We start from the raw sequence: 11,351 nt of genomic DNA on the forward strand, positions 1-11,351 counted from the left end.
GATTTAGTCGCCCGTGAGCGGGTCGTTGCTGCGGCGTTCCTCAGCGTCCTCCTCAAGCCAGTGGCAGGCGACCGTATGCTCGGCCTTGGAAGTGTCCCCGGTCACGTCGATGGGGGTTCCATCGGGCGGCCCAATCTCACCGGGTGCATCGACGACCGACTTGAGGGTCGGTGTCTCGGCCTCGCACTCTTCACCCATGTACTCTGGGCAGCGGGTATGGAATGGACAGCCTGACGGCGGGTTCAGAGGACTTGGCGGGTTCCCCTCCAGTAGCACTTCACGCTTACCCTTCGTCCCCTCAACGCTGGGAATCGAACGGAGTAGCGCCCGGGTGTAAGGGTGCTGCGGATTCTTGAAGATAGCCGATGTCGGTCCCTTCTCGACGATGTGACCGAGGTACATCACGGCCACGCGGTCGGCGATATGTTTCACGACGGAGAGATCGTGGGCGATGAATAGGTACGAGAGGCCGTACTCGTCCTGAAGCCGTTTCATGAGGTTGATGATCTGGGCTTGAACGCTCACGTCCAGCGCACTAACTGGCTCGTCGGCGATAATGAGCTCTGGCTCGACCGCCAGCGCGCGGGCAATGCCGATGCGCTGGCGTTGGCCCCCAGAGAACTCGTGGGGGTAGCGGTCGGCGTGGGAAGCCCGCAGCCCGACCTCTTCCAGCAGCTCCTCGACGCGCTCGCGCTTCTCCTGCCCGCTTGCCAGATCGTGTACCTCTAACGGTTTGCCGATTATTTCGCGGGTCGTCTTCCGTGGGTTCAGCGAGGAGAGCGGGTCTTGGAAGATGACCTGGACCTCCTTGCGAAGCGAGCGGAGTTCGCTCCCGGAGATGTCGGTTACGTCCTTGTCACCGAAGTTGATCGTCCCGCCGGTGGGCTCGTAGAGTCGTGAGAGTGTGCGACCGAGCGTTGACTTCCCACAGCCGGACTCGCCGACGAGGCCGACTGTCTCTTCCTGTCCGATGGCGATATCTACCCCATCGACTGCCTTGACGTACTCCTCATTGCCGAACACCGAATCGATCAAGCCCGTGTTCGACTCGAAGTACTTTTCAACTCCCTCTGCACGGAGTAGTGGATCGTCCGGGATACGTCCCGGTTCTTCGACCTCCTCGGAGACCGTCATAGATCGTCACCCCCATTCCCGTCAGCAATGATGCCGCTGTCTCCGCTCGTGATGGAACGGTCTCCAGTTGCTTCGGTGTCGAAGTCGTGTGCCGCCGTGTCGACCTCTGGGCTGTGGAGATGACAGCGAGCAATATGGTCGTCTGATACCCTATGTCGTTCGAGGGGTTTGTCGCACATGTCGAATGAGTAGTTGCAGCGTTGCTGGAACGGACAGCCCTCCGGTTTGTTGATGAGATCCGGGACGTTGCCCTCGATAACATCGAGCCACTCGCGGTCATCTGTGATGCGTGGGATGGACTGCAACAGCCCCCTTGTGTAAGGATGCTGTGGGTTGTTGAACAGTTCCTGGACATTGGATGTCTCCATTAGTTCACCCGCGTACATGACGGCGACGCGGTCACATGTTTCGCGGATAACCGCCAGGTCGTGGGTGATGAGCAGTACGGAAACGTCGAATTCGTCGGCGAGTTCGAGGAGTTCGTTGAGGATCTGTGCCTCGACGCTCACGTCGAGCGCAGTGGTCGGTTCATCGGCGATGATGAGATCCGGATCGCCAGCCAGGGCCTGCGCTATGACGACGCGCTGGCGCATCCCGCCGGAGAGTTGGTGGGGGTACTCGGTGGCGCGCTCCTTTGGATCGGGAATCCCGACGGTATCAAGCAGTTCCACTGCTCGCTGCCAGGAATCGCTTTCCTTGTCGGTACCGGTGACGTACTTTCGGGAAAGTTCTCGCCAGAACCCCGCAGACTCACCGACAGGTGTGTGATGGCGCACAACCTCGGCGATCTGTTCGCCGACGGTCATCACCGGGTTGAGGCTGTTCATCGGATCCTGGAACACCATCGAGATGTTTCCGCCACGGATATCCCGCATCTCAGCGTCGGAATAGCCCGAGATATCCTCGCCCCGGAACTCGATGGCGTCTGCCTCTACGACTCCCGGGCTGTCGATCAGCCCCATGATCGAGAGGGCAGTGACCGACTTGCCGGAGCCGGATTCGCCGACCACTCCGTATACCTCTCCCGGCTTGATGTCGAAGGAGATACCGTCGACCGCCGAGACGACGCCGCGGTCCGTGTCGAACGACGTCCTGAGGTTCCGTACGCGCAGCAGCGGATCAGTCGATTCGATCACGCTTCATCACCTTCCTTGACGTCGAACGCGTCTCGAAGCGCGTCCCCGAACAGGTTGATCCCTAGCACCGTGATCATGATCAGTATGCCTGGGATGATGGATATCCAGGGAGCTTGTGTGAGGAACGTGCGGCCCTGGCCGAGCATCGCCCCCCAGGTCGGCGTCGTCGGCTTGACCCCCAGTCCGAGGAACGAGAGCGTCGATTCAGCGAGCATCGCCCGCGCGACGAGGACGGTGAACTGGACGATGATAGGCGCTACAGTGTTGGGGAACGTCTCCTCGAAGATGATCTCGAAGTCCGACAGCCCGACGTTCTCCGCCGCGAGGATATACTCCTCCTCTCGGACTGAGAGTACTTCTCCGCGGGTGATGCGGGCGAAGTCGTCGATGTAGGCGAACCCCACCGCGAAGATGACGTTCCAGAACCCCTGGCCGAAGATGGCCACCAGCATAATGGCGATCAGCAGCCACGGGAACGCCCACATCACGTCGACGGCCCGCATTAGCACGTCATCGATCCACCCGCCGTAGTATCCCGAGAGCAATCCGATGAGGACGCCGAAAAAGCCGCCAAACAGGACCGCCCCTAGTCCGACGGCCAGACTGATGCGGGCGCCATACATCACACGTGAGAGGATATCACGGCCGTACGAGTCGGTCCCGAGCGGGTGCGCTCCCGACAGCGTTGGTGGCTGAAACACGCCGTACTCCTGTGCCATTGGGTCATAGGGAGTCAGCTCCGGGGCGAAGATAGCCGCAAGGATGAACACCGAGACGATCACCAGTCCGACCTTGGCTTTAAGATCTTGTTGGAGCGTGTCAACGAACTGTTCGATCAGGTCCGTCCGGATCCCGAAAATACGGGCCCGATCGGTCTTGACAATATCACTGAGGGAAGTCGACACAGTTACTCACCCCCTCCGTACTTGATTTTCGGATTGATCATGGTGTAGACGAGGTCAACGAGAAGGTTCATGAACACGAACACGATGGAAATGAGGATTACACCACCCTGTATGACCGGAAAGTCCCGGCGATTGATCGAGTTGATGAGGAGCCGCCCCATCCCCCGGATACCGAAAACGATCTCAACGGAAACAACTCCGCCGAGCAACACCGCGAACAGGATGCCCGAGACCGTCACGACAGGGATTAGGGCGTTCTGTAGCCCGTGCTTGTAAAGCACTAATCGGGGGCTCAGTCCTTTCGAACGGGCAGTACGCATGTAATCCTCGTTCAACACTTCCAGCATTGAAGAACGAGTCATCCTCATGATAATTCCGCCGTATGGTACACCAACAGCCAGCGCTGGCAAGATGACGTGGCTGAACCACGTGACCAATCCTTCCTGTGGTTTGACATAACCGAACGCTGGAAGGAACTCAAATCGGTTGGCGAACACCAGTATCAGGAGAATCCCAATGAAAAAACCCGGGACGCTGATACCGATAAAGGAAAACAGCGTCGCAAGGTAATCCTCAACCTGATAGCGTCTGGTAGCGCTGACAATGCCGGCAGGGATTGCGATGAGGAACGCTATCGCCATGCCGACGAGGCCAATACTCAGCGTTGGACCTGCGACCCCAATGAGCAGATCCAGTACCGGTTGGTTGTTGAAAATGGACTCCCCTAAATCACCGAAGAGAATGTCCCGCATCCAGTAGAAGTACTGGATGTACACCGGTTCGTCTAGGCGGAGTTCTTGCCGCAACGCCTCGATTGCTTCCGGTGGTGCATCGCCCCCGAGCATTAACCGGGCGGGGTCGCCCGGGATGGACCGGACCGCGATGAACACGACGGTTGCAACAAAGTAGATGACGAGGGCGGCGTGCCCGACACGTTTTGCAATATATCTACGCATTCCCATTGTGGAGGGTCTCAGTCCTCAACGTAGGCGCGGTGGAAGTTACTCATCCCGACCTGGATACCGACGTTCTTGAGTCCACCACCCTGTGGTTTCCCTACCTGTGGGAACACCGTCATCGCATAGGGGGCGTCCTCGACGAATATCTCCATTCCTTCCTTTATCAACTCTTCACGTTTGTCCCGATCAGCAGTCCTGAAGTCCTCCTCCATGATTTCGTCGAATTCTTCGTTGCTGTAGAGGCCTTTCTGCCAAGTGCCGCCGACACCCTCCTCCGGTGGTACCGGCGTGTGGAGCTGTTTGTACCAGTCGGCGTATGGGTCAACTGCTGTCGCCCCACCGTACATGGAGGCCATGTGGTCGTACTCGTAGATAGTGGTCCAGTATGAGGAGGACTGCTGAATGTCGAGTTCCGCCTCGATGCCGACCTCACTAAGCTGTGACTGGATCACTGTCAGGCCCCGCTCGTCGTCGGGTGTGCCCAGGATGCGCATCTCGAAACGTGGATCGCCCGTGTAGCCCGCCTCGTCGAGGAGTTCCTTCGCACCCTCGGGGTCGTAATACTGCCCCGGTTCAGGGTTCTCTTCGTAGACGAACATCAGGGGGTTGAACAGCCAATGCGCCGGAACACCCAGCCCGAAGTATGCCTTTTCGATCAGTGCTTCCCGATCAATGGCTTTTGCGATGGCCCGTCTGACCTTTGGATTTTCTGTCGGGATCTCCTTCCCTCCCCACGTGTCAGCACCGGCGAATTCTTCCTCTCCGCTTACCCACTCGGCCCATTTGTTGTATGGGTCCTCAGCCGGATTGTTCGCAAGGAGTGAGAGCCCCTTCCAGTTTCCGGGGGATGTTTGTCGGAGCTGGATGTTCGAAGCGGATCGAGCCTGGTCGGCGAACTGCCCCGGGATTTTACTAGCGAACTGGGCGGACCCCGTCTTGACTGCAGTCCACAGTGTCGACGGCTCCGGGATGAGTTCGATCGTAACCTGATCGAGGTAGGGAAGCTGGTTGCCCTCCTCATCCGTCTCCCAGTAGTCGTCGAACTTCTCCAGTGTCAGCGAGGTCCCCGTGTCACGTTCGGTGAGCTCGAACGGACCGCTTCCAACCGGCATCCGGGTGTACTCGTCGTCTCCCATCTCCTCGACGGCGTCCACGTTGACGATGGCTCCAGCACGACCGGGGACCACCGTCATGAAGGACAGGAACGGCGCTGTCGCCCGTTCGAGGGTGATGACCAGTGTTGTTGAATCGGGTGCCTCGACAGACTCGACCATCGCTACCTTTCCGCCGTGGGGGGATTCCTCCATCTCACGGACGCGATCGATGGAGGCCTTGCACATCTCCGCGTCCAGTGTGTCGCCGTTGTGGAACGTGATCCCTTCGCGGATGGTGAACTCGTAGGTCGTCCCGTCGTCCGAGATGGTCCAATCACTCGCCGCGTCGCCGACGATTTCTCTGTTTGTGTTTATCTTGAGGAGTCCGTTGAACAGGTTCGACATAATCTGCATCTGGACACCCTTGTTCACCATGTGCGGATCCAATCGGGGGATCTGGTTCACAAGCCACGCTGCCGTAATTTCCCCCCCACCGCTCTCGGGTGGTGTCGGCGAATCGGTCGAACCTTGAGACGGTGAATCCCCCTCCGTTTCGTCCGGTTCGCTTTCACCTGTGCACCCGGCCAGCCCCGCACTCACGCCGCTGAATCCCGCCGCACTCAGCAGTTTGAGAGATGTGCGACGATCGATTTTCGGCCCTTCGAGATCGTTATTGTCTAACATACGGTCTGATGAAATGCGAGGGTGTAACACACAAGTACTTGTGGCCAAATATATTGGATACCCCCACAAGGCCATGCGTGAAATCGAAATCGGTATTCGACACAATGGCTGTCCAGTTACCGAGACTAGCAGTCAGTATCCTGAAGTAGAGCTGCGTAACGTTTCAAAATCACAGATAGGCGAAAAAGTCAATAAGCGACTCCTCGGTCTTAGCGGACCGATGGAAGCCGTTCAAGCGTTCGCTGAGACGTTTCGTGATCATGAGAAAGTGAGGGCCTTCAACCGGGTCTCGAATCTTGAAACTAACCCAGTGTTCTACTCTGCGACCATCCGGTACCACAACGGACCGAGTATTGCGGAACTGGTGATGGAACACGGGTGTTACCAGAACAGTACCGTCGTCGTGAAACATGGTGTCGAACACTGGATCGTCTACACCGACGACGAATCGGAAGTAAATGGCCTCACCAATGATATCGAGTCCCACGGCAACGATATCGTCAACTACCGAAGCGTCGATATCGGCACCATCAGCAGCAATAAACTCCACGGTTACGAGACATTGTTCGCACAGCTCACCGACAGCCAGAAGCAGGCGTTCGAGACCGCACTCAAATGTGGCTTCTACGAACACGAGAGCGAGGTAACCGTCGAGGATGTCGCGGACCAACTCAATCGCCATCATACGACCGTCTGGGAACATTTGGACAAGGCTGAGGAAGTCATTCTCCATGAGGTCGGTCAGCGGATATTCGGGGGGTCGGAGGATCTGCATAACGTTCACGAGTTGGAGTCGCAGTCCCAGTCGTAGTCGCTATCTGTCTCCCAAATGGTGGCCGCATACCAGGAGCGTACCTGCCAGGTCCCCCTCTATTCCTTCGATCAACCGTCCAGTTGGTTGAATCCGTATGGAATTTGTCACAAACACCACATCGGGCTGTTAGCCGAGCGCCCACGCGTAGGTAGTAGATGATATAGTTCCGGCCTAAGAAAGTCTGCTCGAATTTCGGACCGTCGACTGCACACAATTTATTGAAGTAAGTCCGTGTAATCTCTGTTTATTCGGAGAATATTTAGAGAAACAGTTAAGTCACAGGATTATGTCCGTATAGTGTCGGCAACGACCATGTCCCACGAATACACATTACAAGGTACGAACGCAGAAATCACGGATCAGTATGACGAGTATCTGATGCCCATTTGGAAGAGTTTGAACGTGCCAATTAAACGGGCAGAGGGCTGTACTGTCGAAGATTTCGAAGGGAACGAGTATCTCGACGTATTCTCAGGCATTTCCGTAACGAACGCAGGGCACCGTAACGAGTCTGTTATTGAAGCAGCCAAAGAGCAACTTGACGAATTCGTTCACGGTTGTACTTATCTTCATCCCCATCAACCAGCAGCGGATCTCGGTGAGCGACTTGCAAAAATAACACCTGGTGACCTCCAAAAGTCGTTCTTTGCTAATTCGGGGACAGAGTCGGTCGAAGGAGCTGTGAAACTGGCCCGCAAGTACACAGAGAGCAAGGAAGTCGTTGCCTTAGAAATGGGGTTCCATGGTCGCACCTTGGGGTCACTCGCGCTCACCGGGAATAAGGCCTACAAGAACGAGATGGGGCCGACCATCAACGACGTTGCTCACACGACTGCACCCTATGGATACCGTTGTCCGCGCTGTGACGGTGACACTTGCACGGCCGAGTGTGCCAACCAGCTTGAACAAGTTATCGAGACCCACACTGCCGGCGATTTAGCGGCGGTAATCATCGAACCTGTGATGGGTGAGGGAGGAATTATCGTCCCATCTGAGGGGTGGCTGAAGCGGGTCGAAGAGATTACCCATGAGCATGACGGACTGCTCATCGTCGATGAAGTCCAGACCGGCTTTGGCCGCACTGGCGAAATGTGGGCCCTCGACCACTTCGATGTCGAGCCCGACATAATGTCGCAAGCCAAAGGAATCGCCAACGGTCTTCCATTAGGGAGTTTCACCGCCAGTGAGGAAATTGCGAACGCATTCGAATCAGGTGATCATCTTTCAACATTCGGTGGTAACCCGGTGGCCTGTGCAGCCGCGCTAGCAACTATCGACCAGCTTCAGGACGGCCTCATCGAACAGTCTCATGAACACGGGAACTGGCTTGGTGACAGGCTGGCCGAGCTCGAAGAAGACTATGATGTGGTCGGTGACACTCGAGGTCTCGGCCTGATGCAAGGGGTCGAAATAGTCGATCCGGAGCAGCCAGGTCCGATGGAGGTCGCACCTGCACCCGATCAAGACCTTGCCAAAGCGGTGGCCAAGAGATTACGTAAGGATGCTAATATAATCATGGGTGTTGGTGGCTTCTACAACAATGTCATGCGGTTCCAGCCACCTCTATCTATTTCTCGTGATCAACTCGAAAGGACAATGAAGGCACTGGAAGATGCTATCGCCGAAGAGGCCGATGTCTAGTTTGAATGTGAATATCATTCCAGAAATCAAAGGACGAATTTGAACACCTACGGATTCATTTCATCGATCACCCGTTTTCGGACGATGGTCGTGGTGAAGTCCTTGACCGGTTGCCAGAGATCGAGCGGTTTATCGAAGATGGCCCTAGCTCGCTCCCCTGGAAATTACGATCGGTGGACGAGGTATTTTGGTACCAACGTTGAGTAGACTAGTTGTGAGACGATGAGTCAGGAAATAACGGTCCGAGCTGTTCAGCGTCGCCCAGAATTGGGCAACGTCGAATATAATGTAGGTATAGCCAAGACAGCAATAGAGGAGGCCGAAGCTGATGGAGTTGACCTCCTAGTCCTGCCCGAACTGTTCCTCTCCGGGTATCATATTGACGAGTTCGATATAGCGGCAATTGTTGGTTCAGCCGCCGATGCGGTTGATCGCCTCGCTGCGGCCACTAGCGAAACGACCGTCGTCATCGGTACACCGGTCGAATTGGATGGGGAATACCGTAACTCAGCGGTTGTAATCGACGAGGGGGAAGTCTTTGGCACTTACCATAAGACTCACCTCTACGGTGACGAGGAATCGGTGTTCGAATCAGGGACGTCACTTCCAGTATTCGAGACGACCGCAGGGAATCTTGGTGTGCAAGTCTGTTACGATATCGAGTTCCCAGAGGTATCCCGACAGTTGACCCTAGCAGGTGCTGAGGTGCTCGTGACCCCGTTAGCTAATATGCGTCCGTTTCAATCCGACCAGCAAATCTACGGGGCCGCACGGGCGCTGGAAAATATCCGACCACATGTCGTCTGCAACCGTATCGGCAAGGAACAAGGAGTTGAGTTCTTCGGTGCGAGCGCTATCTACGACGAGCGTGGGCAACCCGTTGTCTCAGCGGGAGAGGATATCCCAATAGAACTAACAGGAACAATCGAACTAACTGCCGAAGGTGCAGACACACTGCAGTACATCAACGACAGACGTCCAACACTGTATGAAAATTAATCAGGGTTCTGATTAGCCCTTAGGCAGTTGAAGTGACTGAAAAGCAGGTTCATAATAGCCGAAATTACCTGTCCGATCTGGTGCCGTGACTTACGCGACCCTCAAGGGTAATCATGATCGCATCCGAAAGACCTGCGAACGTCTTGAGTCAGGGCTGCTTGGAACGGTGGATGAAATCCCAGTAGCAAACTTGGGTTCCGATTTCCGCCATTTGGTCCGTAACAGCTTTTACCAGTCTCAATCAGGCGCTGACTGATTGGCAGTCGCCAGGGAGGGCGTTGTCAGGTACGACGCCGTCCTCCCAGCCGCGTTCGTCGTAGTACTCATCTAACGCCTGCTGGAAATTCGGGAGATCGTAGGGGAGGGCATCATCGTCCGCACGGTCGAACCCGCGCTGGTTGTTGAAGTGGCGTTCGAGCGTGACGATGCGGTCACCGACGGCCAGTAGCTCCTCGAAGTCGGCGCCAAATAAGGACTCGTACCGCTTCGGAGTCATGTAGTCCCGCGAGAACTTGCAGACAACGCCAGCGTCGTTGAGTGCCATCAGGTTCTCGCGGTGGACCAGCTCGTCAGCCTTCCCGAGAGTACCCAGGGGGTCGACCGCGTCCTCCTCGTCGACAAGGGGGTACTCCACCGAGTAGAAGGTCGCGTACATGTGGTCGGCGCCGCGGTTCGCGACCGCGTAGGAGAGCCCCTGCCCATTGAGCACTCGTCCCTCGTGAGCCGCGAAGTCCATCCCCTTGACCGACCAGTTCTCCACGCCCAATTCGTTGTGAATTCGGTCAATTCCTTCCGCTAGGAGGTCGCCGTCACCCTCGCGGTAGGCGATTTTCTCAATCAAGTCGTGGATACGGTCGACGTTCCCGAACTCGTCGTTGGCCGCCAGATAGGCCGCGACAGTATTGCCAGCGGAGATGGCGTCCAGTCCGAACTGGTCACAGAGTGTGTTGGACTTCATCACCTCGACGATGTCGTTGACGCCCGAGTTCGAGCCGAACGCCATTGCGACCTCGAACTCCGGTCCCTCGGTCTCGACGCCTGCTTCCTCGTCCTTCGTCGGGAGTTTGCAGGCGAAGGCACACTGCGAGCAGGTACCCTTCTTGTACTTTTTCTCCTCGACGGCCGCGCCGTTGATCCCCTCGACGCCGTCGAACTGCTGTTCGGAGAAGTAGTAGGAGGGCAGCCCTTCGACCTCATTGGCGAGGTCCATCACGGCGACGGTGCCCTGCCGCTTCATGATGTGGTCGTCAGTGGCGGCCTCCCGGTGGATTTCCATCTGGGTTGAGGGAATCTCGATTTCGGCAACCGAATCGCCGCCGACCGTGAGCGCCTTCACATTCTTTGCCCCCAACACCGCGCCAAGACCGCCACGACCGAATGCTCGTTCCTCGGAAGTCATGATGGAAGCAAACCGGACCTGATTCTCACCCGCTGGCCCGATGACGGCTGTCTGGTCCGGGGTAACGCTGCGGTCCTCCTCCAGATACTCGACTGTCTCCGAGACAGTCGCACTTTCCAGATTGGGCACTGCTTCGAACTCGACGCCGTCGTCGCGGACATGAACGGCAACCAAGTCGTCGCTCTTGCCAGTGATTTCGACGGCACCATAGCCCGTGTCGGCGAAGTTTCGAGACATGAACCCGCCGGCGTTACTAGAGATCAGGCCGTCTGTCAGGGGTGAGACGCCGGTCACATTCATTCGACCGGTGAAACTCATCGTCGACGCCTGCATCGGACCGGTGGTAAACACCAGTCGATTCTCCGCTCCCAGTGGGTCCGCATCAAAGGGGATCCGCTTGTGTGCCAGCCGAGTCCCGACACCGCGACCGCCAACGTACCGTTGATTGATTTCCTTGATTTCACTTTCTGCCGTTGTCCGCTCACTAAGGTTGATTGTCAGAAGGGGGCCCTTATTGTGTAACATAAAACAATTCTCAGCCCAATAGATGTTAAATATTGGCCTATGTCTATATCTGGGGTAAAAA

Annotated in this window: 9 protein-coding genes; 3 read left to right on the forward strand and 6 right to left on the reverse strand. The window is 56.6% G+C overall.

The annotated features are described in order from the left end of the window. Positions 1-3: 3 nt before the first annotated feature. The 5 genes from ACP95_RS05230 to ACP95_RS05250 are packed head-to-tail and all read right to left on the reverse strand — an operon-like array spanning position 4 to position 5,912. The gene (locus ACP95_RS05230) at positions 4-1,134 is read right to left on the reverse strand and encodes an ABC transporter ATP-binding protein (RefSeq protein WP_049980195.1); all 1,131 of its coding nucleotides are present in this window, start codon (positions 1,132-1,134) and stop codon (positions 4-6) included. Next, positions 1,131-2,267 (reverse strand): ABC transporter ATP-binding protein, encoded by a 1,137-nt coding sequence (locus ACP95_RS05235; protein WP_082224587.1) that lies wholly within the window; start codon positions 2,265-2,267, stop codon positions 1,131-1,133. The genes ACP95_RS05230 and ACP95_RS05235 overlap by 4 nt, the downstream gene beginning before the upstream one ends. Continuing rightward, positions 2,267-3,175, reverse strand: coding sequence for an ABC transporter permease (locus tag ACP95_RS05240; protein WP_082224582.1), 909 nt, complete (start codon positions 3,173-3,175; stop codon positions 2,267-2,269). The genes ACP95_RS05235 and ACP95_RS05240 overlap by 1 nt, the downstream gene beginning before the upstream one ends. Positions 3,176-3,177: 2 nt before the next feature. Beyond that, positions 3,178-4,137, reverse strand: a complete 960-nt coding sequence (locus tag ACP95_RS05245; RefSeq protein WP_202593781.1) for an ABC transporter permease — start codon at positions 4,135-4,137, stop codon at positions 3,178-3,180. Positions 4,138-4,148: 11 nt separating this feature from the next. After that, complete coding sequence (locus ACP95_RS05250) at positions 4,149-5,912, reverse strand: ABC transporter substrate-binding protein (protein WP_161782054.1); 1,764 nt, start codon at positions 5,910-5,912, stop codon at positions 4,149-4,151. A gap of 220 nt (positions 5,913-6,132) precedes the next feature. Here ACP95_RS05250 and ACP95_RS15235 point away from each other — a divergent pair, with 220 nt between their 5' ends. The 3 genes from ACP95_RS15235 (at position 6,133) to ACP95_RS15245 (ending at position 9,366) form a co-directional block, all read left to right on the forward strand. Beyond that, positions 6,133-6,723: a helix-turn-helix domain-containing protein gene (locus ACP95_RS15235; RefSeq protein ID WP_161782055.1), complete on the forward strand. Its 591-nt coding sequence runs from the start codon at positions 6,133-6,135 to the stop codon at positions 6,721-6,723. Positions 6,724-7,038: 315 nt separating this feature from the next. Then, positions 7,039-8,367: an aspartate aminotransferase family protein gene (locus ACP95_RS15240; protein WP_082224585.1), complete on the forward strand. Its 1,329-nt coding sequence runs from the start codon at positions 7,039-7,041 to the stop codon at positions 8,365-8,367. A gap of 222 nt (positions 8,368-8,589) precedes the next feature. Beyond that, entirely contained in the window at positions 8,590-9,366 is a 777-nt protein-coding gene (locus tag ACP95_RS15245) for a carbon-nitrogen hydrolase family protein (protein ID WP_082224586.1), read from the forward strand. 241 nt (positions 9,367-9,607) lie between these two features. On the opposite strand, the gene ACP95_RS05270 is transcribed toward ACP95_RS15245, so the two are convergent. After that, positions 9,608-11,290 (reverse strand): aldehyde ferredoxin oxidoreductase family protein, encoded by a 1,683-nt coding sequence (locus tag ACP95_RS05270; protein WP_049980201.1) that lies wholly within the window; start codon positions 11,288-11,290, stop codon positions 9,608-9,610. Between the last annotated feature and the right edge of the window lie 61 nt (positions 11,291-11,351).

It is taken from the genome of Halolamina rubra, assembly GCF_000739555.1.
GTDB classification, from domain to species: domain Archaea; phylum Halobacteriota; class Halobacteria; order Halobacteriales; family Haloferacaceae; genus Halolamina; species Halolamina rubra.

Bases quoted from the DNA above. Each gene is read 5' to 3' on its own strand.
- ACP95_RS05230 (WP_049980195.1), bottom strand. From the start codon at position 1,134: ATGACGGTCTCCGAGGAGGTCGAAGAACCGGGACGTATCCCGGACGAT.
- ACP95_RS05250 (WP_161782054.1), bottom strand. From the start codon at position 5,912: ATGTTAGACAATAACGATCTCGAAGGGCCGAAAATCGATCGTCGCACA.
- ACP95_RS15235 (WP_161782055.1), top strand. From the start codon at position 6,133: ATGGAAGCCGTTCAAGCGTTCGCTGAGACGTTTCGTGATCATGAGAAA.
- ACP95_RS15240 (WP_082224585.1), top strand. From the start codon at position 7,039: ATGTCCCACGAATACACATTACAAGGTACGAACGCAGAAATCACGGAT.
- ACP95_RS05245 (WP_202593781.1), bottom strand. From the start codon at position 4,137: ATGGGAATGCGTAGATATATTGCAAAACGTGTCGGGCACGCCGCCCTC.
- ACP95_RS05270 (WP_049980201.1), bottom strand. From the start codon at position 11,290: ATGTTACACAATAAGGGCCCCCTTCTGACAATCAACCTTAGTGAGCGG.
- ACP95_RS15245 (WP_082224586.1), top strand. From the start codon at position 8,590: ATGAGTCAGGAAATAACGGTCCGAGCTGTTCAGCGTCGCCCAGAATTG.